At 54.9% G+C, this 22,255-nt stretch carries 16 protein-coding genes; 12 read left to right on the top strand and 4 right to left on the bottom strand.

Annotated elements, in window-relative coordinates; all coding sequences use genetic code 11:
* Positions 1–126: 126 nt before the first annotated feature.
* Genes lsrA through lsrG form a run of 6 tightly spaced genes read left to right on the top strand, consistent with a single transcriptional unit; the run spans position 127 to position 6,011 of the window.
* Positions 127–1,668 carry an autoinducer 2 ABC transporter ATP-binding protein LsrA gene (gene lsrA, locus ABUK12_RS13490; RefSeq protein ID WP_410012338.1) on the top strand — a complete coding sequence of 514 codons (1,542 nt, stop codon included), beginning with the start codon at positions 127–129 and terminating at the stop codon, positions 1,666–1,668.
* On the top strand, positions 1,661–2,731 hold the full coding sequence (gene lsrC / locus ABUK12_RS13485; protein WP_410012337.1) for an autoinducer 2 ABC transporter permease LsrC: 1,071 nt from the start codon (positions 1,661–1,663) through the stop codon (positions 2,729–2,731). Before lsrA ends, lsrC begins: the two co-directional genes overlap by 8 nt.
* Positions 2,731–3,738 (top strand): autoinducer 2 ABC transporter permease LsrD, encoded by a 1,008-nt coding sequence (gene lsrD / locus ABUK12_RS13480; RefSeq protein WP_410012336.1) that lies wholly within the window; start codon positions 2,731–2,733, stop codon positions 3,736–3,738. The genes lsrC and lsrD overlap by 1 nt, the downstream gene beginning before the upstream one ends.
* A gap of 30 nt (positions 3,739–3,768) precedes the next feature.
* On the top strand, positions 3,769–4,794 hold the full coding sequence (gene lsrB, locus ABUK12_RS13475; RefSeq protein WP_410012334.1) for an autoinducer 2 ABC transporter substrate-binding protein LsrB: 1,026 nt from the start codon (positions 3,769–3,771) through the stop codon (positions 4,792–4,794).
* 24 nt (positions 4,795–4,818) lie between these two features.
* On the top strand, positions 4,819–5,712 hold the full coding sequence (gene lsrF / locus ABUK12_RS13470) for a 3-hydroxy-5-phosphonooxypentane-2,4-dione thiolase (RefSeq protein ID WP_410016641.1): 894 nt from the start codon (positions 4,819–4,821) through the stop codon (positions 5,710–5,712).
* Positions 5,712–6,011, top strand: coding sequence for a (4S)-4-hydroxy-5-phosphonooxypentane-2,3-dione isomerase (lsrG, locus tag ABUK12_RS13465; protein WP_410012333.1), 300 nt, complete (start codon positions 5,712–5,714; stop codon positions 6,009–6,011). The genes lsrF and lsrG overlap by 1 nt, the downstream gene beginning before the upstream one ends.
* A 24-nt stretch (positions 6,012–6,035) precedes the next feature.
* Here lsrG and ABUK12_RS13460 read toward each other — a convergent pair whose 3' ends face one another.
* Together ABUK12_RS13460 and ABUK12_RS13455 are read right to left on the bottom strand one after the other, a co-directional pair.
* Positions 6,036–7,868, bottom strand: coding sequence for a glycoside hydrolase family 15 protein (locus ABUK12_RS13460; protein WP_410012332.1), 1,833 nt, complete (start codon positions 7,866–7,868; stop codon positions 6,036–6,038).
* Between the two features lie 136 nt (positions 7,869–8,004).
* A complete protein-coding gene (locus ABUK12_RS13455) occupies positions 8,005–8,763 on the bottom strand; it encodes a helix-turn-helix transcriptional regulator (protein WP_410012331.1) in 759 nt (252 codons plus the stop codon).
* Between the two features lie 270 nt (positions 8,764–9,033).
* On the opposite strand from ABUK12_RS13455, the gene ABUK12_RS13450 reads away from it, so the two are divergent.
* The 4 genes from ABUK12_RS13450 to ABUK12_RS13435 all read left to right on the top strand — a co-directional run bounded on the left by ABUK12_RS13450 (position 9,034) and on the right by ABUK12_RS13435 (position 13,649).
* Positions 9,034–10,338, top strand: coding sequence for a purine-cytosine permease family protein (locus ABUK12_RS13450; protein ID WP_410012330.1), 1,305 nt, complete (start codon positions 9,034–9,036; stop codon positions 10,336–10,338).
* 345 nt (positions 10,339–10,683) lie between these two features.
* Entirely contained in the window at positions 10,684–11,304 is a 621-nt protein-coding gene (locus ABUK12_RS13445; protein WP_410012329.1) for a hypothetical protein, read from the top strand.
* Between the two features lie 255 nt (positions 11,305–11,559).
* Positions 11,560–13,026, top strand: coding sequence for a succinylglutamate-semialdehyde dehydrogenase (astD, locus tag ABUK12_RS13440; protein ID WP_410012328.1), 1,467 nt, complete (start codon positions 11,560–11,562; stop codon positions 13,024–13,026).
* A 164-nt stretch (positions 13,027–13,190) separates the two neighbouring features.
* A complete protein-coding gene (locus ABUK12_RS13435) occupies positions 13,191–13,649 on the top strand; it encodes a hypothetical protein (protein ID WP_410012327.1) in 459 nt (152 codons plus the stop codon).
* Positions 13,650–13,666: 17 nt separating this feature from the next.
* On the opposite strand, the gene ABUK12_RS13430 is transcribed toward ABUK12_RS13435, so the two are convergent.
* Positions 13,667–14,560, bottom strand: coding sequence for a LysR family transcriptional regulator (locus ABUK12_RS13430; protein WP_410012326.1), 894 nt, complete (start codon positions 14,558–14,560; stop codon positions 13,667–13,669).
* Between the two features lie 124 nt (positions 14,561–14,684).
* On the opposite strand from ABUK12_RS13430, the gene ABUK12_RS13425 reads away from it, so the two are divergent.
* Entirely contained in the window at positions 14,685–15,425 is a 741-nt protein-coding gene (locus ABUK12_RS13425; RefSeq protein WP_410012324.1) for an SDR family oxidoreductase, read from the top strand.
* Positions 15,426–15,469: 44 nt separating this feature from the next.
* Complete coding sequence (locus tag ABUK12_RS13420) at positions 15,470–16,366, top strand: SDR family oxidoreductase (RefSeq protein ID WP_410012323.1); 897 nt, start codon at positions 15,470–15,472, stop codon at positions 16,364–16,366.
* A gap of 69 nt (positions 16,367–16,435) precedes the next feature.
* Here the strand turns inward: ABUK12_RS13420 and ABUK12_RS13415 are convergent, their stop codons facing one another.
* Positions 16,436–22,246 carry a hypothetical protein gene (locus ABUK12_RS13415; RefSeq protein WP_410012322.1) on the bottom strand — a complete coding sequence of 1,937 codons (5,811 nt, stop codon included), beginning with the start codon at positions 22,244–22,246 and terminating at the stop codon, positions 16,436–16,438.
* Between the last annotated feature and the right edge of the window lie 9 nt (positions 22,247–22,255).

The following is a 22,255-nucleotide window of genomic DNA, read 5'->3' as shown; positions in this document are numbered from 1 at the left end:
TACGGCGGTTAATAACCCCGTGATGCACAAAATGTGATCGATCTGGCGGTTTTATTATAACGGCCCAACTAGGATTATGAACAGTTTTGAATTTTAAATTCATTTGTTCATACGCGTCGAGGCAGCATGATACTACCATCCCCGATGGAACCCACGCCGTTGCTCAGCGTGCATAACGTCAGCAAACACTATTCAGGCGTGGCGGTATTAAAAGATATCGCCTTTACCCTGATGCCGGGGCAAGTGCATGCCTTGCTCGGCGGCAACGGCGCGGGTAAGTCGACGCTGATGAAAATCATCGCCGGCGTGGTGGCGCCGGACAGCGGCGCCCTGAGCATCATGGGCGAGCCCTGCCCGTCGCTGACGCCCGCCCGGGCGCATCAGTTGGGTATCTATCTGGTGCCCCAGGAGCCGATGCTGTTTCCCAACATGACGGTTAAGGAGAATATCCTGTTCCGCCTGCCGCGCCATCAGGCCGATAGCCGGAAATTGCAGGCGCTGTTGCACCGCCTGGGCTGCGATCTGCCGCTGCAGGCCGCGGCCGGCACGCTGGAAGTGGCCGACCAGCAGTTAGTCGAGATCCTGCGCGGCCTGATGCGCGACGCGCGTATCCTGATCCTCGACGAACCCACGGCGTCGCTGACCCCCGTGGAAACCCAACGTTTGTTTCAACAGGTGCGCGGCCTGTCCGGTCAAGGGGTGGGGGTGGTGTTTATCTCCCATAAACTGCCGGAGGTCCATGCCCTGGCGGACTGGGTCAGCGTTATGCGCGACGGCGCGATTACCCTCAGCGGCGCCATCGGTGCGTTTACCACCGACGCGCTTATCCAGGCGATCGCCCCCGTGGCGCGTGTGGATAGCCTGCCGGTGGAGCAGAAGATGTGGCTGGAATTGCCGGGACGGCGCAATACCTTCGCCGCCCGCGGGCCGGTACTGGACGTGTCGGGCCTTACCGGCGAAGGATTTAGCGACGTCTCTTTCACGGTTAATGCCGGAGAAATCATCGGCCTGGCGGGCGTGGTGGGCGCCGGGCGGACTGAACTGGCGGAAACACTCTACGGCCTGCGCCCGGTCCGCGGCGGGCAGCTACGGCTGGAGGGACGCGATATCGGGTCGCTGACGCTGGCCCAGCGGCTGGCGGCCGGGCTGGTCTACCTGCCGGAGGACCGGCAGTCGTCGGGATTGTACCTGGATGCGCCGCTGTACTGGAATACCGCCGCGCTGACCGCCGGCCGCCGCGGCTGGTGGCTGCATCCCCGGCGGGAAAAAGCCACCTTGGAACGCTACCATCGCGCGCTGGGCATCAGATATGCCGATCCCGATCAGCCGGCGCGCACCCTCTCGGGCGGCAACCAGCAAAAGCTATTGATCGCCAAATGCCTGGAAGCGCAGCCCCGTCTGCTGATCGTCGACGAACCGACGCGCGGCGTCGACGTATCGGCGCGCGCCGATATCTACCGGCTGCTGCGCGGGGTGGTGGCGCAGAATGTGGCGCTGCTGCTGATTTCCTCGGATCCGGAAGAGATAGCGCTGCTGGCGGACCGGGTCTTTGTCATGCATCAGGGGCAATTAAGCGCGCCCATGACGGGCGGCAGCGTAAGCGTAGAACAAATGATGCGCATGGCCTTTGGCTCCCATGCCCCGGATGAGGAGATCGCGGATGCTTAGACTATTGCAGAATAACCGTGAATTTACCGCCTTGCTGGCCATCCTGGTGCTGTTTGTGCTGCTGGGGGCGCTTGATCGCGGTTATATCGGTTTCCAGACGCTGCTGATGATTTTCAGCAGCGCGCAGATCCTGATGCTGCTGGCGATGGGCGCCGCACTGGTTATGCTGACGCGCAATATCGATGTGTCGGTGGGGTCCATCGCCGGTCTTTGCGCGGTAACGCTGGGATTGTTGCTCAATGCCGGCTGGCCGCTGGCCACCGCCATTGTGTTTACCCTTTTGACCGGGCTGGCGGCGGGGCTGTTTAACGGTGTGCTGGTCGCCTGGTGCCGGATACCCGCCATTGTCGCCACGCTTGGTACCCTGGGGCTGTACCGGGGACTGATGCTGTTGCTGACCGGCGGCAAATGGATTGAAGGCCTGCCGTCCGGGTTAAAGTCTTTGTCCAATCCGTCGTGGTTTGGCGTCTCGCCCATCGGCTGGGTGATCATGCTGCTGCTGGCCGGCCTGTTCTGGCTATGCTCGCGCAGCGCGTTCGGGCGCAACTTCTATGCGGTGGGGGACAATCTGCAGGGCGCGCGCCAATTAGGCGTGCCGGTAAACGCCATCCGTATCGCCGCGTTTGCCGTTAATGGGGCGATGGCATCGCTTGCCGGCATCGTGTTTGCCTCGCAGATCGGTTTTGTCCCCAACCAGACCGGCAGCGGACTGGAAATGAAGGCTATCGCCGCCTGCGTGCTGGGCGGCATCAGTTTGCTGGGCGGCACCGGTACGGTGATAGGCGCCATCCTCGGCGCCTATTTCCTGACGCAAATCGACACCGTGCTGGTATTGCTGCGTCTGCCGGCATGGTGGAATGATTTTATCGCCGGCCTGGTGCTGCTCGGCGTGCTGATTTTCGACGGCCGCCTGCGCCGGGCGCTGGAGTTGAACCGCCGCCGCCAGAAATACGCCCGTTTTATGCCGGCGCCGGCGGCGAAGGCCAAAGGCGCTAAAAAACGCCCCGGCGGCGCGCGCGCGGCGGCCTCCGGTACCACTAAAAAGAACAGCGGGGTGGCCTGATGAAACCGGCAAAACTAAAAGGCTATGGTTGGGAAGGCGCGCTGATAGTGCTGCTGATAGCGGAAATCCTGCTGTTCGGCGTCATCAACCCGCGCATGCTGGATCTCAATATGCTGTTGTTCAGCACCAGTGATTTTATCGCCATCGGCATTGTCGCCCTGCCGCTGACCATGGTCATCGTCAGCGGCGGGATTGATATCTCTTTCGCCGCCACCGTCGGGCTGTGCGCCATCGCGCTCGGGGTCCTGTTCCAGGGCGGGGTGCCCCTGTCCCTGGCGATCCCCTTGACCCTGCTGCTTGGCCTGGCGTGCGGGCTGCTTAACGCCGGCCTGATTCTTTATACCGGCGTGAATCCGCTGGTGATAACCCTTGGCACGCTGTATCTGTTCGGCGGCAGCGCCCTGCTGCTGTCAGGCCTGGCGGGCGCCACCGGGTTTGAAGGCATCGGCGGTTTTCCCGCGGCCTTCAGCGACGTCGCCAACCTGGCGCCGGGCGGTCTGCCGATGCCGCTGCTGCTGTTCCTGCTGACGCTGATTGGGTTCTGGCTGTTGATGCACCGCACGCGGCTCGGCCGCAATTGCTTTGTTATCGGTCAAAACGCGCGCGTGGCGCGTTATAGCGCGGTACCGGTCGGGCGCACCCTGTGCGCGGTATATGGCTTGACCGGCCTGGCGTCGGCGGTGGCCGCGGTACTGCTGGTGTCTTATTTCGGCTCCGCCCGGTCCGACCTCGGCGGCGCGTTGCTGATGCCGGCGATTACCGCCGCGGTGCTCGGCGGGGCCAATATCTACGGCGGATCCGGTTCCATCCTCGGCACCGCGCTGGCGACCCTGCTGGTGGGCTTTTTGCAGCAGGGCCTGCAAATGGCGGGCGTCGCCAACCAGGTCTCCAGCGCCCTGTCGGGCGCGCTGCTGATCCTGGTGGTTATCGGCCGCTCCGCCAGCCTGCATCGGGAACTATTGGCCCGCTTCCTGACTCGCCGGCTGCGCCCGCGGGTTTCCTTATAATGACTATCTCTGAGATCAATGGAGTCGAACATGGATAACAGTATCTGGCGCAATAGAGCAATGGCGGGCGCGTTCCTGCTGGCGGCCGCGGGGTTCGCCACCGCCCAGGCCGCCGAGCGCATCGCCTTTATCCCCAAGCTGGTGGGCGTGGGTTTTTTTACCAGCGGCGGCAACGGCGCGCTGGCGGCGGGCAAGGAACTGGGCGTCGACGTTACCTATGACGGCCCTACCGAGCCCAGCGTCTCCGGGCAGGTACAGTTAATCAACAATTTTGTCAACCAGGGCTACAACGCCATCATCGTATCGGCGGTGTCGCCCGACGGCCTGTGTCCGGCGCTCAAGCGGGCCATGCAACGCGGGGTAAAGGTGCTGACCTGGGATTCCGATACCAAACCGGAGTGCCGTTCGGTGTATATCAACCAGGGTACGCCGAAACAGCTCGGCTCGCTGCTGGTGGATATGGCGGCGAAACAGATCACCAGGGAGCAGGCCAAGGTGGCGTTTTTTTACTCCAGCCCGACCGTTACCGATCAAAATCAATGGGTCAAAGAGGCAAAGGCCAAAATCAGCGCCGATCATCCCGGCTGGACTATCGTTACCACGCAGTTCGGCTATAACGACGCCACCAAATCCCTGCAAACCGCCGAGGGTATCCTGAAGGCCTACCCGGACCTGGATGCGATTATCGCACCTGACGCCAACGCGCTGCCCGCCGCCGCGCAGGCCGCGGAGAATCTTGGCCGTAAGGGCGTGACCATCGTCGGTTTCAGCACGCCTAATGTCATGCGTCCCTATGTGCAACGCGGTACGGTGAAGACCTTTGGCCTGTGGGATGTGGTACAGCAGGGCAAGATTGCGGTGTATGTGGCGCATGAAATGCTGCAAAAGGGCGACCTCAATGTCGGCGATAAGCTGACCATCCCGCAGGTGGGCGCGGTGGAGGTCTCTGCCAACAGCGTGCAGGGATATCAATATGAGGCCAAGAACAACGGCATCGTCCTGCTGCCCGAACGCGTGCAGTTCAATAAAGACAATATCGATAAATACGATTTTTAACCGGTCTGCGTAGGAGACATGATGATGGCTGATTTGGACGATATCAAGGACGGCAAGGATTTCGGCATCGGCGTGGCGCAGCGCAATGTGCCGTTTTTCCTCAAGGGCAGCGGAGCGCTTGACTGGGGCATGCAATCGCGCCTGGCGCGGATTTTCAATCCCGTATCCGGCCGTACGGTAATGCTGGCGTTCGACCATGGTTATTTCCAGGGGCCGACCACCGGTCTTGAGCGGATCGATTTGCACATCGCGCCGCTGTTCGCCCATACCGACGTGCTGATGTGCACGCGCGGCATCCTGCGCAGCCAGGTGCCGCCGGCGGTAAATAAACCGGTGGTGCTGCGCGCGTCCGGCGCCAACTCCATCTTAGGTGAACTGTCGAACGAGGCGGTGGCGGTATCCATTGAAGATGCGCTGCGCCTGAACGTGGCGGCGATGGCGGCGCAGGTGTATATAGGCAGCGAATACGAGCATCAGTCGATAAAAAATATTATCCAGCTGATTGACCAGGGCACGCGCTACGGCATGCCGACCATGGCGGTCACGGGCGTGGGAAAGGATATGGCGCGCGATCAGCGCTATTTTTCGCTGGCGACACGCATTGCCGCCGAAATCGGCGCGCAGGTGATCAAGACCTATTATACCGATATCGGTTTTGAACGCGTGGCGGCGGGCTGTCCGGTGCCGATCGTCATTGCCGGCGGCAAAAAACTGCCCGAACGGGAGGCGCTGGAGATGTGCTATCGCGCCATTGACCAGGGCGCATCCGGGGTCGACATGGGGCGGAATATCTTCCAGTCCGAGGCGCCGGTGGCGATGCTGAAAGCCGTGCAGGCGGTGGTGCACCACGGCGAAAACGCCGAGCGCGCGTATGCGCTGTTCAAAAGCGAGCAACACCCGATAGAAGGGGGCAGGTAATGCATGTGACGCTGGTGGAGATCAATGTCAAAGCCGACAAGATAGACGATTTTATTGCGGTTTTCCGGCAAAATCATCTTGGTTCGATTCAGGAACCAGGCAATTTACGCTTCGACGTGCTGCAGGACGAGCAGGTGCCGACCCGATTTTATATTTACGAGGCGTATCGCGATGAACAGGCGGTGGCGGCGCATAAAAAAACCGCGCACTACCTGCGCTGCGTTGAGCAATTGGCGCCGCTGATGACCGAACCGCGCAAGAAGACCACCTTTATCGGCCTGCTGCCGGAGACGGCGTAAGCTCCCGGCATAAACGGCGGGCGGTCAGGGCTGCCATAGCGGTTCCTGTCCGCTGAGCTTACGGTCAAGGAAAAACGCCGCGCTGATCAGTGCCAGATGGGTCAGCGCCTGCGGCGTATTGCCCAGCGGGTAGCCCCGCTGGTCGAATTCTTCAGCGTACAGGCCGAGCGGATTGGCATAGCTGAGCAGTTTTTCGAATTCGAAATGCGCTTCCTCCAGGCGATCCGCGCGCGCCAGGCACTCTACATACCAAAACGAGCAGGCGGCGAAGGCGCCCTCGCTGCCGGGCAAGGTATCGGATGGCGTGTTTTCGTTATTATAGCGCCGCACCAGGCCGTCCTGGACCAGCGTATCCCTGATGGCGTCCAGGGTGGCGAGCCAGTCGGGATCGGTGGCGCCGACAAAACGGAACAGCGGCATCAGCAGCATGGACGCGTCCAGGTCCTGACCGTGCCGCGTGGCGGTAAAATGGCCTAGCTCATCATTCCAGAAATGCGTCCAGATATCCGCGCGGATATCGGTGCGCGCCTGATCCCAGCGATCGTAGGGCATGGGCAGGGAGCGTTTCATCCCCAGGCGCAGCGCGCGATCGATGGCCACCCAGCACATCAGCCGGGAGTGCAGGAAATGCTGGGGTTCACCGCGCATTTCCCAGATGCCCGCATCCGGCTGGTTCCAGCTGTTGCAGACATGATCGATCATCCTGACGATATGCTGCCAGCCGCGGTGCGAAATAGCCTCGCCATATTTGTTCGCCAGGTAAACGGCATCCATCAGTTCGCCATAAATATCGAGCTGGAGCTGCCGGTAAGCCCCGTTGCCGATGCGTACCGGCACCGACCCGGCATAGCCCGACAGATGCGGCAGGCTGGCCTCCGGCAGTTCGGTACCGCTGTCCAGCCGATACATGACCTGCAGTTTATCCGGCTCAAACTGACTGTTTTCCATGCAGCGGCCCACCCATGTGGTAAAGGCGCCGGCTTCCTCGATATAACCCAGGCGCATCAGGGCATAAACGCTAAACGAGGCGTCGCGGATCCAGGAGGCGCGATAGTCCCAGTTGCGCGCGCCGCCCAGATGCTCAGGCAGGCCGAAAGTGGCGGCGGCGGCAATGGAGCCGTGTTTCCAGGAGGTCAGGAGCTTAAGCGCCAGCGCCGAGCGGTTGACCATTTCCCGCCAGCGCCCTTTATAGCTGCTGGCGGCGCTCCAACGCCGCCAATAGCGCAGCGTGGTATCGAAGCATACCCGGGTATTATCCAGATTGACCTGCGGGTCGCGGGCGCTGCCGAAGATAAATTCCGCGTGTTCACCGGCTTTAAGCGTAAAACGGGCCACGGCGGCGGTGCCCGCGGCGGTATGCAGGGGGACGCTGGACACCAGGCGCAGGCTGGGCTGGCCGGGAGCGGTAAACACCACCGTCTCATGGTCCAGGCGGGCGCGGGTGGCCGAGCGGGCATAGTCGTGCACCGGCGCGCAGCGCAGCGTAAAGCATGCTTCGCCCTGAAGCACCTTCAGGCGACGTATAATGCGCGGCATGCGGTTTTCGTCGTCGCAGATCGGCATAAAATCGGTGATTTCCGCCAAGCCGGTAGTGTCCAGCCAGCGGGTTTGCAGGATATTGCTGTCGGGCAGGTAAAGCTGTTGCCTGCGGGCATCCGGCCAATCGGGGGATAAGGTGAAAACCCCGGCCGCGTCGGTATCCAGCAGCGCGCTGAACACGGACGGACTGTCAAGGTCGGGCCAGCAGAAATAGTCAATGCTGGCGTCAACGGCGATCAGTGCGCAGGTCTGTAAATCGCCGATGATGCCGTGTTCCCCAATGCGTCGTATCGCGTCGGTTTGAGGTAAGTCAGCCATGTCCCTGATTTCCTGAAAAGGCGCGTATGCCGCTGGATTGAGTCAATGTAGTACTAACTATAGCGCAGGATGAATGGCCTGGCCTTTGCATCCGCGTTCATGCGCGCCAGTCTATGGGGTTTATGCAGGGATGATTTCAGGCGGCGGGCACGGAGAGCCGGGTTTTGGCATTGATGTTGATCAGCTGGCTGCCGGCGCAGAAAAATTTTTGCGGAATGTAACGATCGAACCCCTTGGCACGGCAAAAATCCACTAGCCCGCTTAAACAGTGCACGCCGGCTTTTTTATACACAATAAGCAATCTATTCTCGACGGTCCTGAACGAGAGGTTAAGTTTTTTGGCTATTATTTTACTGCTCATGGATTGCAATGCATAAAAGATCACGTCCAGCTCGCCTTCGGAAAACAGCTGTTCCGGCGGGAAAAAAGAGAAGAACGTGGGACGCTCGCCGTTAATATGTTTCAGCAGGGAAAAATGCTCAAACTTGCGGGCATGGAAAACGGTGCCGATACATTTGCCGATTCTATGGTCAAATAAAGGGAATTTATCAAAATAATAGGGCTGTAGCAGCTGTTCGCCGCCATAACGATGAATTTCCAGGGAACAGAGCCGATCTTTGACTTGCAGCGTGCTGCGGTCATGCTCTTTGAAATGCCAGGCGAATTCGGCAATGGAGGAGGGCAACTGATCGTCCAGGCAGCCTTCAATATTGTGTAACGAGCGCTTTACATTAATAAGGTCATAATAAGCTTTATTTGCATAGGCATAACGAGATTCTGTATCTTTAACGCCCCACGGCTCGCTGGAATTATCCCAGAACATCAAAAGCTGTGGTGATATTTCAATTGCAAATCGCTCGGCTATCCCAGCAGCGCATTTCATATTAACTTCCATTAGTGTGCCACCTAATTAATCACAACTTGTCCATATCCCCATCATAATGTTTAAACATAGTACTGTCCAGAGGGGTAAAAAAGATATTAATAACTGATAAAAATACATTGTCATTATAGAATGCAGGCCGTTAAGCCGAAGGCGCCCGTGTAGCTTACACCTTCATTTTTTTAATTTTAATTAAACGTAAATTATAAAATTAGATATATAACCAACCTATAAACCGCCGATCCCGCATCTGGCGCTATTTACACTATAAGGATATTTGTGATGGAAAAAATCAATATTGCCGCCAATGATTATGCCTGCGCGCGCGTACCGGACGCGCGGCGTTCCGGCTTTCTCACCGTGACCATGATACGCATCGGCATTACCACCACCCTCGGGCAATTTTTGCTTGGGGCGATGCTTGGCCATGCCATGACATTTTACCAGGCGCTGTTCGCGACCTTTCTGGGAAGCCTGATCCTGGAATTCGTCGGCCTGGGGCTGGGACTGGCCGCCGCCAGGGAGGGGTTGTCCACCAGCCTGCTGGCCCGCTGGTGCGGTTTCGGCCAGGCGGGATCGGTGCTGATTGGCGTTGTCATCGCCCTTAGCCTGTTAGGGTGGTTTGGCGTGCAGAACGCCATTTTTGCCCATGGCGTTGATTATATGCTGGGAGGGCGGCTCGGTTTCGGCTGCTCCGCGGTTATTACCGGCATGGCGCTTACCGCCCTGGTCGCCTGCGGTTTTCGCGCCCTGGGCTGGACGGCCATGATATCGGTACCGCTCTTCTTCCTGGTGGTCGGCTGGATCGCGCTGGAGCTGCTGGCCGGCCATGATGTTGCCGCCCTGGTCGCCGCCGCGCCTATCGGCGAACCCATGACCCTGGGGATGGCGGCCACCAGCGTAGCGGGCGGTTGTATCGTCGGCGCTGTCACCACGGCGGATATCAGCCGTTATTGTAAAAACGGCCGGCATGTTTTCTGGATGATCACCGTCTCGATTATCATCGGCGAATTCGTGGTTAACGGTATCGCCATCCTGATAGCGCATGCGCTGGGAACGTCGGACGTGGTCGCGGTGATGACGCAGACCGCCGGATGGGTAGGCGTATCCGCGGTGATCTTGTCGGCGGTGAAAATCAATGACGCCAATTTGTATTCGTCTTCCCTGGCGCTGGCCAACGCTTTCGAAGGCATTACCGGCAGGAAGTTAAGCTATCGCCGGCTGACGATTATCTTGGGTGCCTGCGGCACGATATTGACGCTAATCGGCATTCTGGAGCAATATCAGCATTTCCTTATCCTGATGGGTGTGGTTTTCCCTCCGGTGGCAGGCGTTATGGTTTGTGATTATTATCTGCTGCGAACCAGCCGCCGGCTCCTCGACCAAACGCGCGCCAACTATGCCCTGCCGGACCCGGCATTGACGCCTGTCATCGGCTGGCGGGCCGTTATAGCCTGCGTAACGGGGATCCTGGCCGGCCTTCTCTTTGATGCGGGGATCGCGGCCCTTAATTCGTTAATGGTTTCCATTATTGTCTATTGGATAATATGTACTCTTAAATCAAGGCGCGTTGCCGATGTACAATAACCCTCCCCTGGTAAAGTAAAATGCCATAACATTAACAGGAAGCGTATCAGCGTCCGGAAAAAGGCGGATATCCTGATCGCTTCTTTGATATTCAAAATAATTCTTTATGTGTTTAAGGAAAATGAATATATCGTTCAGGTAAGATTTAACGTAATCTGCCAGCGCCATGACAATACCGGGCTTTATGCCACAATGTGCCCCGTTGTTAATCACTGGTATATCACAATTAGCCGCTGTCCACTAATCCACGTGGTAGAGTACTTTCTACTCGATAATAAATATGTTTTAATACGCAGCTATTTTAACAACATAACACTATACATTTGCCGGTGCAGGAGAAGACGCATGTGTAAATTCAGCCCCTGCTTCTATGAGTTCCTTTTTGATAGTCATGTTGAGTTCATTAGGAAGCCTGATGGAAATACAATAATTTTTGGCGCCTTGAATTTAACCCATACGGGAATCAGGCATATTCCGCAAAAATTGATAATTGTTAATTCGCTTATTATGAGATATTGCGACATTGAATATCTTCCCGAGGGGTTACAGGTGTTTGATGACCTGGACTTGAAAAACACGCCGATCAAGCGATTACCGCAGGACCTGCACGTTGGCGGAAGTATCTTCCTGGAAAATTCGCAGTTGAGCGAGCTGCCGGACAATTTCGAGGTTGACGGCGGATTGGATCTTGAAAATACGCCGATAAGAACGTTACCGAGTAATCTGTGCGTAGGGGGTTATCTGAACATCCAGGGTACCAATATTACCGCTTTGCCTGAAGATCTTTATGTCGGCCAGACTTTGCTGCTTGATAGCGAAAAAATCAGTATGAACGAGGCCTATCGCAATATTTTGGCCAGCGGGATAATATGGCCTAATGAACGTCAATATATTAACAAGAATGTTAAGTCATTAACAAAGGTAGGCAATGCCGAATCGAGCTACACGCATCGTGCGTTTTTCTAGCTGCGCCGTTCGGCGCGCCCATGGCGGCCTGCTTTTTGATCCTCTTACCGGAAACGCCGTTCCAGGCTGTATTGCATTGGGGGGCCCGGCTTGTTATTAATATTTCTAATAGGGATATTAATAAAATGAGGGTGGGTTATCCCATTCCCGCGGCCTGTTTTATGGAATAGTAGTGGGCAATCTGACCCATACCACCGGTGTTTACCGCCCGGCGTACCGGCGCTGGGAGTCAATTTTCGCCATGGAGAGATTGTGATGACCCATTTTATCAACGGCAGCTGGCGCAGCGGCAAAGGCGATCCTTTTACCAAGCTTTGCCCTGTCAGCGGCGCGCTTTTATGGCAGGGTAACGAAGCGAATGCGCTTCAGGTCGACGAGGCATGTCGGGCCGCGCGCGCTGCGTTTCCCGCCTGGGCCAGGCGGCCGTTGTCAGGACGCGTCGAGCTGCTGCAGGCATTCGCCGGTTTGCTTGCCCAGCATAAAACCGAGCTGGCGAGCGTCATTTCCCGCGAGACCAGCAAGCCGCTGTGGGAAAGCCAGACCGAAGTGCAGGCCATGATCAATAAGGTGGCTATTTCCCTGACGGCTTACCACGCCCGCACCGCAGAAAGCGTCGCGGCGCAGGGCGACGGCCAGACCAGCTTGCGCCACCGGCCGCACGGCGTGCTGGCGGTATTCGGCCCGTATAACTTTCCGGGGCATTTACCCAACGGCCATATCGTGCCCGCGCTGCTGGCGGGCAATACCCTGGTGTTTAAACCCAGCGAACTGACGCCGATGACCGCCGAACTGACCTTGCGTTTGTGGCAAGAAGCCGGACTGCCCCCGGGGGTTATCAACCTGGTGCAGGGCGGCCGGCAAACCGGCATGGCCCTGGCTCAATCTTCTGAGACCGACGGGCTCTTGTTTACCGGCAGCGCCCATACCGGCTATCAACTGCACCGGCAATTGGCCGGCCGGCCGGAAAAAATGCTGGCGCTGGAAATGGGCGGTAACAACGCCCTGATTGTTGAACAGGCGGACGACGTGGACGCGGCGGTAAATGTTATTATCCACTCGGCGTTTATCTCCGCAGGCCAGCGCTGTACCTGCGCCCGCCGTCTGCTGGTCAGGCGCGGTGCGGCGGGGGATGCCCTGCTCGGCCGGCTGGTAAAGGTAAGCGCCGCCTTGCGAATCGGCGCCTGGGATAGCCAACCGCCGCCGTTTATGGGCGGGGTGATAAGCCTGCAGGCGGCGGCCAGTCTTATCGTGGCGCAGGAACAACTGCTGGCCGCGGGCGGCAAAGCCTTGCTGGCCCTGACTCAGCCGCGGGCGGAAAGCAGCCTGCTGACGCCGGGCATTATCGATATCACCGCGGTGCCTGACGCCCCGGATGAAGAATACTTTGGCCCGCTGTTAAGCGTTATCCGCTATGACGATTTTGACCAGGCCCTGCATATTGCCAACAATACCCGTTTCGGGCTGGCCATGGGATTGATATCACCCCATCGCCATCATTTCGACCGGCTATTGCTTGAGGCCCGCGCCGGCATCGTCAATTGGAATAAACCGCTGACCGGTGCGGCCAGCAGCGCGCCTTTCGGCGGCATCGGCGCATCCGGCAACCACCGGCCCAGCGCTTTTTACGCGGCGGATTATTGCGCCTGGCCCATGGCGTCGCTGGAAAGCGAGCAATTGACCCTGCCCGAGCCATTGGCGCCGGGTCTGACATTTCCCGGTTAGCGGCGCGGATGTTTTCAGGCCGGCGGCGCGGGAAAGTAAACCCGGCATCACCCGCCGGCCGGATCCATAATTTGCCGCTGACCGCAGCGTAAATCGCTGCTATGATTGCCGGATTCATGGGTTCACCGTCATCCGGGCGCCCTCGCTCAGCCTAAGGTAGAGATATGGACATCAATAAAAGCTTCTCTATGGCGGCGCTGTGCGCCGTACTAAGCGCCTGCGCGCCGGCGCCGCACCGCGAGGCGCCGGCGCTATCGCAAAGGGCTGCGAGCGCGCCGGCCCTTTGCGGCAAACCGGATGCGGGCGCGGAAATGGATTATTATCAATCCACCAGGCAGGCCTATCTGGACGCCGGGATGGATGATGAATTAAGCACCTATCTTGCCCATACCGCCTCCGCCATGATGAGCTGTATCTGGCATCAGGAATTCGGTCAGTTCGCCGGCAGGACCTGCTCGGTGAAACTGGATTTCAGCGGTACGCGCCCGGAAAAGTCGTTTTCCGGTGATAAGGCGTTGTGCGCCTTTATCGAAAAACAAATTGTCCCGGTCGCCATTTCTCCGCCGCCGGCCTCCTATCTGAAACAGCATCAAGCCATTTGGATTGAGTTCACGCCCGGTTAAGGCGATACCGCCCGCGCTCAGACATTGCGGTTGGTGAACTCCTGGCCCAGCCAGTCTATAAATACCCGCACCCGGGGTGCTAGCTGGCGATTATGCGGATAGAGCACCGCAACCGGAATCGGCGCGGCGGGATAATCCGCCAGCAGCGACAACAGGGCGCCGCTGGCCAAATCGCCGGCCACATGGTAGCGCGGCACCTGGATTATCCCCATGCCCAGCCGCGCCGCCGCCACCAGGCTCTCCGCGCCGGTAACCGAGACCGTGGCCTGCAGCGTGCGGGTGTGCAGGGTGCCATCGATCATGAATTCCAACGGCATAAGGGTACCGGTGGCGGACGAGCGGAAACCGACCATCCTGTGGTCTGCCAGATCCGCCGGCGAAGCCGGCAGGCCGAAACGCTGAATATAATCAGGCGAAGCGCAGGTGATTTGTGCCAGCGCGCCGAGACGCCGCGCCACCATATCGCTGTCTTTCAGGTTGCCGACCCGCAATACGCAATCCATGCCCTCGCGCACCAGATCCACCAGCCGGTCGCCCTCGCTCATGAAAAACTCGATTTCCGGATACCGCGCCAGAAAGCCGGGCAGGCCGGGCAGTAGGAAATGGCGTGCCAGGGTGCCGTGTACGTCTACCCGCAATAATCCCTTCGGCCGGGCGCCGCTAAAGGCGGTCTCCGCATCCTCCACCGCCGCCAGGATCAGCAGGCAGCGCTGGTAATACGCCTCGCCATCCAGCGTCGGGCTTACCTGACGCGTGGTACGATGCAGCAGCCTTACCTGCAGCCGGTTCTCCAACTGCTTGACGGCGTCGGTGGCGGTGGAACGCGGAATGACCAAATCCCGCGCCGCCAGCGTAAAACTGCGCTGTTCAACCACCCGGGTAAATACCCGCATGGCATCGTATCTGTCCAAGGCATTGTTTCTCATTTTCGGATAGTGATGACGAATAATAGGGGATTATCCGGAAAAGAAAAAGGTCCATGCTGTTTTCACCGGCCCCGACAGGGTATGGCCGGCAACCCGACAGGAGAACAGCATGAATAACGCTACATCGCGCGTCGCCATCATTACCGGCGCCTCAAGAGGCATCGGCGCCGCCATCGCCCGGCGCCTGGCCCATGACGGTTATACCGTTATCGTTAATTATTCGCGCCAGCAGCAAGAGGCCGACGCGCTGGTCAGCCAGATCGCGCAGGCTGGCGGCCATGCCCTCAGCGCCCAGGGCGACGTCAGCGACCCGGCGACTTTTACCACCTTGTTTGATCGGGCGGAAGAGGCGTTCGGCGGGGTGGATATCCTGGTCAATAATGCCGGCATCATGAACCTGAGCACCCTGGCGGACAGCGACGACGCGCTGTTTGATCGCCAGATCGCCATCAACCTGAAAGGCACTTTTAACGGATTGCGGGAAGCGGCGCGGCGCCTGCGCACTGGCGGCAGCATCGTCAATTTTTCCACCAGCGTCGTCGGCCTGCGGCTTGAAACCTACGGCGTCTACGCCGCCACCAAGGCGGCAGTGGAAACCCTGACCGCCATCCTGGCTAAGGAACTGCGCGGCCGCGCGATCAACGTCAATGCCGTCGCTCCCGGACCAACGGGAACCGACTTGTTTTTAAAAGGCAAACCGCAGGAAGTGGTTGACCGCATGGCCAAAATGGCGCCGCTGGAACGCCTGGGCACGCCGGAGGATATTGCCGCCGTGGTGGCGTTCCTGGTGGGTGCCGACGGTGCCTGGATCAATGGCCAGGTGCTGCGCGCCAACGGCGGGCTGATCTAACGCCTTTTCAGTCGATTCATTTCATCTTGAAAAGAGGTTTGGCCATGAAACACGTGATCGTGATAACCGGCGCCTCCAGCGGCTTTGGCGCCCTGACCGCACGGGCGCTGGCCGCAGCCGGACATACCGTTTACGCCGGCATGCGTGAAACCGCCGGGCGCAACGCGCCGCAGGCGGCTGAAGCCCGGCGCTATGCCGCCGAACAGGGCGTCGATCTGCGCCCTGTGGAGCTGGACGTCGTGTCCGACGCATCGGTGCAGGCCGCCACTGCCGGCATTATCAGGGAATGCGGCAGGCTGGATGTGGTGATCCATAATGCCGGTCATATGTCGTTCGGCCCGGCGGAGGCGTTTACCCCGGAACAATTTGCCCAACTGTACGATATCAACGTGCTCAGCACCCAGCGCGTAAACCGCGCCGCCTTGCCGCAGTTGCGCAAGCAGGGCAGGGGATTGGTGGTATGGGTGTCGTCCAGCAGCGCCAGGGGAGGCACGCCGCCCTACCTGTCTCCTTACTTCGCCGCCAAGGCGGCGATGGATTCACTGGCCGTCTCTTATGCCGCGGAACTGAGTCGCTGGGGAATAGAAACCAGCATTATCGTGCCGGGAGCGTTTACCCGCGGCACCCATCACTTCGCTCATGCCGGGGCGCCGGCCGATGCGCAGCGCGCCGCGGAATACGATCAGGGGCCCTACACCGGGCTGGCGGAGCAGAGCCTGAAGGGGTTGTCTTCGCTGGAGCCGGCGAATGCCGATGTCGCCGAGGTGGCCAGGGCCATCGTCCGGGTCGTGGATATGCCCTTCGGCACCCGGCCGTTCCGGGTGCATATCGACCCGTCCGGGGACGGTTGCGAGGTGGTCAATGGCATGGCGGACCGGGTGCGCGCCGAACTGTTCCGCCGCATCGGCCTGGAAGACTTATTAAAACCGCACAACCGGTAGTATCTCAAGGCGCTTATGGCCTGGCATCCATCCTGTTACCGCCGCGACGGATCGCGGCGGTGATGTTCATCAGCTGTAGGGCCATAATGGCAACGTATGGTTCGCGGTAGTTATGGGCATGGGATAAATCAATTCGGTAAGACGGCGGAAATTCTTGACGGAAAAAAGGATATCGAAAAAACACTGCAGGTAATATTCGTCCGCTTCCGCAATATAGTCCTGGTACTCCCTGAGAATATGATAAATTTTTTCTTCAGACTCTTTATCCAACTGCTGCCGGTAGAGGCCGGTAAAATCATAGAAATTCATATCGCGAATGATAAGTCGCGCTAAATCACTCAAAATATCGGGTAAAAAAGTGACGTTTCGTTTGATGCGGGCGTTATTGAGTGATTTTCTGATGGTAATAAGCATTTCCACCATATCAGCCAGGCGCCTGGTTTTTGCATAGCCCCGGCGATGTTCAGCAGCGCCATGCCTGTGCGTTACCGGCGCTGGCAATGCTTCACCCGGTTCGACGGTAGAAGGTGAAAAGCGGGTAAACCAATGGGGCTGCCGTTGCCTGATGTTATCTGTCGCCAGATAGGGGCCCAGCTGGATGTTGAGCCTGAGATCATTAGCCAGCACCTGTCCCCGCTGGGAATGAGGCGCAAATCCATCAAAGAGGGTGATTAATTCCATATATCGTACCTGCGCGAGGTCGGGCAGCTTGCTGTTGGCATAAACCAGACCGCGGATAATGTGCGCCATTTCGCGGGGGCGGGAGGGATAAATATTTTGTGGGACAGCCTCCATTTTAAGCGTCAGCACCGCGGGATTATCAGCCGAAGCCGCCAGCGTCCAGGTATTTTGGGTCAGCGTTTTTTCCCTTGCGGCCACAGGAAATTCTGCGATGGCCTCTTCACCATACATAGTGGTGTTAACAATCTTCTGAAACGCCAGCCTGTCCGACATAACGGGTTCATCAGGCGGCGTGTTAAAAAGATTACCTGCGATCAGGGTATATTGTTCGGACGTGTTTCTTATCGTGAGCTTGCCTTCGGAAAAAGTACCCATTTCTTCGGCCAGGATAATCGAAGGCCCGGTCTCGAACAGCGGGTTAAATAAATTATTGCCTACGCCTGCAAAGCGGCCATCGCCGACGCTGAGTAATAAATGGCTTAAATATAAATCATCATAGAATACCGCGAGCAATTTTCCCGGCTTTATTTTTAACAAATCATCGATTTCTAGCAGTTCGACACCGGCTGACATGTAGCTCTGGCTGGGATAATTTTGACCTAATGCCCGCGTGGTTTTTTGCTGCATATCTTCCGTTTCCTGGGCGCTGAGAAGTTTAGCCTCTTTCAAAATGAGAAAAGGAAAGGTCACTTTCATATGATGATTTTCATCTGTTCGATCAATACGATCATATTCAGCGGTCATGTTACGCGCTGCCGACAAAACGGAAGGGGTGTCATCATACTCAGCAGGTAATTTTTCCTTGACATAGCGATAATAATATTTAATCCCTGCGGTTTTATACCATATAGGTTCACGCAGCAAGAACGCGCCTTTGACGTATTTTCCCGGATGTTCCGCCTCACGATAGGGAAAGGCGATAGCCGATTTAATTTTACTGAAATCTTTGTATTTTATCAGAGGGTAATCGTTGCTGATGGTTTTTTTAATCAGATATGCCCATTCGGGTTCATTAAAAACCTGCCGGTCTTCAATGAGCCCGGCTCCGTACGGACGAAGGTAGGTCATATCAACAATATAATTATTCCCATTTATCTTTAAGACTAAAACAATATGATCTACCGGCAAACGATCGTGCTCATTCTGCCATAAGCGCTGCATGCGGTAGGCGACGCCCACTCCCCCATCCAGTGCTAAACCGGTTACAAAGTGGCGCAGCATAATGTTTTCCTCACCGGATCCCTGCGTAAAGACCTCACGGAATTTATGCTCGTCGGCAAGACAATCTACAAAGTCGGTTAACATATTACTTATGTCGCTGTTTTGGTCAAATAAATTTTTCATATGGGTGGTGTAGTCATTTACCATGATTTCTAACATGTAAATGTACATCCATTTATTGTCCCGGTAATGGTCTTTCGTAAATTGTATGGCGCGTAATGGTTCCATGGTAAAAATATCAATTTCTTTATTTATATGCCGGGTTCGACGGCCGGAGCGCATGTATATAGGGAAGCGGTCATTATCCAAAAAATAGGTGGCACTCCATTTGCCTTTGTCGTTTTTATACATAGGGATGGCGTAATTGAAATTTATAACCTCGGTCGGTTTAACGACACGCCAGGATTTTATCGCGGCATCCCAAATAACCTGAAAGAAATAATCGTCAATCTCGATAAATTTCTGCGTGGTCCCCTGTCCCTGATCAAGGATAAATGTGCCATCGTTGTTTTTTTGAGAGAGCAAATTTTTATCAATTTTAGCGGACCAAAGAATAAAATTAGTCATTCTTTGCTCCATATTATTTAGAATAAAATTGCTCATCCATGAAATTACCGTGGCCATATTTTTAGATAAGTGATGCTTTACCTGCCTTGAGAATATGGAATGTATCGGCAACGGATTTAGATAACCGATAAGGCTGCTAACAATAGATCCTGAGCTTTTTCTTGCAATACTGGGTAATTCTTCAACCAGTATTTTTGAAATAGCCCTATTCAGCTGCTTAACGGGCAGGTTATCGATATTAGCAATGTTAAATAAACGTTTGTATAATATCCCGGTTCCTTTGGCCGCACTACCGGTTAATTGCGCGAGCATAAAAGCCAGATCAAAAGTATCGAATATGATTTCTATGCCATTGGGCTGGTTGTCAGCGTCATGCCATTCCTTCCACAAGATTTCATAAAAGGGTATTAACGCCAGCAACTCTTGCCACCATTTTCTTTCTCGTAGCGAAATTTTTAACTGATCTGTTATCTCCTTTAGCATTTGCGTATTCCAGTAGTCCACTATTTCCATCAGCGTCTTATATCCATCTTTTTCTTTTCCCGCCACCAGAACATAATCCGGTGTGGGCATGCTGGCAATGTTTTCTTCTGGTTCAATCAGGAAAAGACTCAATGGCGACATACGCAACGTAGAGTTGTCAAAATGAATATTAAAAAGCTCTAATAAATCATCTGTTGTTATAGATATTTTCCGGCGATTAAGCCAGTTAAGGTCGAAATTGGTTTTTTTATGTTCAGCCCGAATAAAACTAAGTATGACATTCTCAGGAGATATCGATATCTCTTTGATAAATGGAGCGCTAAAAAGAGTGCATGCCATAATGAGTTTATGACTGTAAGTTTTAATCAGGGAAAAAGTGCCAAAGTTATTATTTGGCGCGAAGATATCAGTATTGGGAGATAATGAATTCTGGACGTAATTCCTAGAATAGATTTTAAAAGTATGTACTTCCTTGGGGGGATAGATCATATCCAAATAATCTAATTGCGAACGGGAAAGAATTTTATATGTAAATTGCCGTGCTTCCTGTTGTAGGGAATAAGCTTTATAATGGATAAATTGGTTATAAAAATCCCTGGCTGAATCAAATTCACTCGAGGGTTTCAACTCAAATATTTTTTTAAAATTTTCAACGGATCGCGACTCGAAATCAAGCGCGACCATTTTTTTTGCCTCTTGAAATTGCTTGATGATAAATAATGAATTGAGTTCGCTTAACTGATCCGGCCGGACGCGATGATAATCCATGTACCAGTAGATTGACGCTCTCAAAAGCAGTTCAATATCGCCCATAGTAACGCGGTGGAAGTATTGGTTGAGTATGTCCTGCTTTGATTTGTTGCTGGCGTCGCCGGGGAAGGCCATTATCATCGCCATGATTTTTGCTTCCGCCAGCCGTTGCTCATCCGTGTTACTGCCTAACAACACTTGTTCGTGCTGATGCTCGTCGACTATAATTATTAAGGAGCTTTGCAGCTTTTCAAGGAAACTCAACAATAAAATGCATTCCTTGTCATATTTAATTTGATCGAATAATGTATTAATCCATTGAGGATTATGCGCATAGGCAGGATCGTCCATACGCGCAAGATTGGTGGCCGCGCTTTTCTCAAGGCAATGTAATGTCTCTTGGTAGGGTAGCAAACTTTCATCCTGCCAGCGTTGGCCTGCGTTGTGAGTAGCTAGGCGGGTACGATAAAAAGCGATGTCACGCAGCAACCGGTCGATATGGGGATGATATTTATCACTGCCGTGGATAAAATCCACGATCTGCTTTGCCACCAGCTCGGCTATTTCCTCTTCGCTTAACGGTGGGACCGGCTGGTCAAAAAGATTTCTGTATTCAGTCAGCTCTCCTGGAATAAAAAGATAATTGCCCTGAATGCTTAGGCCATTGTTCCTGCTATACTCGAAAATATAATAAAAAAAACGCTTAATAAGAATCCGCTTGAGGTTTTTGGGCTGTTCCTCGAGCATGTCAATATATATTTCCCGGGAATTGTAATAGATGAGTCTGTCTATTGTTGGGATTGAATCACTAAATAATGATCTTTCGTATTTATGCTGCGCTTCTTGCATTAAAATAAGCATTGTATATTGTTCTCTATACATCTCAACGTCGTCTAATGATGATTCTTTAATCAGTTGCAGCAGGTTTTTTTTGGCATCGGCATACGAAATGCCATTTTTAAAATCTATCAATTCACGCAAAAGTTTGAAATTGATTTTTCCCAACGCCTCTTCAATGTGGTGGCTAATCTGAGGATAAAAATCGGCCACCATCCTCTGCTCTTTGAAATAGTTTCTGCTGGAATTTTCATATTTTGTTATTTTGGCCGACGATTTAATACAATCTTCAATATTGTTTTCGATATATTTTTTGATCATTATAATATCAGTAAACTGCACTATATTGTTAAGGTATGAAATATCGTTAAATAGTTCAGTTATTTTGTCGTATAAAAAAATATTGAGATCGTACATCCATTCTAGCGAGTAAATTTTACCTTTCGCCAATGGGATATATTGCTGTTTAATTTCCGTATATAATTCTTTGGCTGCATGATTAGCGATATGTAAGTTTGTTTCACAGATATGATTTTTTCCATTATCGTCGTTTTCTGTTATCGGCGGATCGGAAAACAAGGGCAAGGCGTGGTCATGCCGCCGCTCAATGTCATCTACCGCTGCCGCGCCGGCGCCAGGTAACAATGTGGGTAGAAAGAACCTATGACGGGATTGCCATAGGGTGGTTAATATGCCGGAGGCACGCAGCGGGGAAGGACCGATATCGCGTGCTTGCGCGTTGGGCCGGTGCCCCGATGCGGCGATTTTTGCTTGTTGCGGCCCCGGTGTGCCCCGGGGTTGCGCCTGGAAAATCCGGCTCGCGTAATAGCCGCTGACCACGCCCGCGAGATGCTCCAGCAGATTGACCAAATTGTCCATCCAGGTGCGGGGCGGACCGGCAAGATCGTCAATATGATAGATCTCCCCATCGGAAAGCAGCCACCGCCCGTCCATTTCCGCGATATAAACACCATAGCCGCCTGGCAAGACAATCTTGCGGGTCGGTATGCTAAGGGATTGATCGGCAATGGTGATGGTAATATTTTTTCCGGTTGTCGCCGTGGATACGCTTTCGGGATGTTTTTTAAATAAAGCCACGCAGGCGTATAACCGATCCGCTTTTAATTTTTGTTCAGCTGTTTCTTCAGTGTCAATGCCGTTATGTGGTTTAGATACGCATTCGCGCTGCTTTGAAGGCAGATTAGTATAATGTTGGTTCTGAACGTTGTTAATTTTTTGATAGTAATTATTAATTGTTGATGAGTTGGCATGACCGGCGACAGCGACGTTGGATTCTTTTGTTAAAAAGCAATTATATTGGCTGATAGTTGTATTTAACATAGTATCTCC

Source organism: Sodalis sp. C49, from assembly GCF_046352915.1.
Taxonomy (GTDB): domain Bacteria; phylum Pseudomonadota; class Gammaproteobacteria; order Enterobacterales; family Enterobacteriaceae; genus Acerihabitans.
The sequence above is the reverse complement of the archived record's forward strand: the minus strand, read 5'-3'. Positions and strand labels throughout refer to the sequence as shown.

Bases quoted from the DNA above. Each gene is read 5' to 3' on its own strand.
- lsrA (WP_410012338.1), top strand. From the start codon at position 127: ATGATACTACCATCCCCGATGGAACCCACGCCGTTGCTCAGCGTGCAT.
- lsrC (WP_410012337.1), top strand. From the start codon at position 1,661: ATGCTTAGACTATTGCAGAATAACCGTGAATTTACCGCCTTGCTGGCC.
- lsrD (WP_410012336.1), top strand. From the start codon at position 2,731: ATGAAACCGGCAAAACTAAAAGGCTATGGTTGGGAAGGCGCGCTGATA.
- lsrB (WP_410012334.1), top strand. From the start codon at position 3,769: ATGGATAACAGTATCTGGCGCAATAGAGCAATGGCGGGCGCGTTCCTG.
- lsrF (WP_410016641.1), top strand. From the start codon at position 4,819: ATGGCTGATTTGGACGATATCAAGGACGGCAAGGATTTCGGCATCGGC.
- lsrG (WP_410012333.1), top strand. From the start codon at position 5,712: ATGCATGTGACGCTGGTGGAGATCAATGTCAAAGCCGACAAGATAGAC.
- ABUK12_RS13460 (WP_410012332.1), bottom strand. From the start codon at position 7,868: ATGGCTGACTTACCTCAAACCGACGCGATACGACGCATTGGGGAACAC.
- ABUK12_RS13455 (WP_410012331.1), bottom strand. From the start codon at position 8,763: ATGGAAGTTAATATGAAATGCGCTGCTGGGATAGCCGAGCGATTTGCA.
- ABUK12_RS13450 (WP_410012330.1), top strand. From the start codon at position 9,034: ATGGAAAAAATCAATATTGCCGCCAATGATTATGCCTGCGCGCGCGTA.
- ABUK12_RS13445 (WP_410012329.1), top strand. From the start codon at position 10,684: ATGTGTAAATTCAGCCCCTGCTTCTATGAGTTCCTTTTTGATAGTCAT.
- astD (WP_410012328.1), top strand. From the start codon at position 11,560: ATGACCCATTTTATCAACGGCAGCTGGCGCAGCGGCAAAGGCGATCCT.
- ABUK12_RS13435 (WP_410012327.1), top strand. From the start codon at position 13,191: ATGGACATCAATAAAAGCTTCTCTATGGCGGCGCTGTGCGCCGTACTA.
- ABUK12_RS13425 (WP_410012324.1), top strand. From the start codon at position 14,685: ATGAATAACGCTACATCGCGCGTCGCCATCATTACCGGCGCCTCAAGA.
- ABUK12_RS13420 (WP_410012323.1), top strand. From the start codon at position 15,470: ATGAAACACGTGATCGTGATAACCGGCGCCTCCAGCGGCTTTGGCGCC.
- ABUK12_RS13415 (WP_410012322.1), bottom strand. From the start codon at position 22,246: ATGTTAAATACAACTATCAGCCAATATAATTGCTTTTTAACAAAAGAA.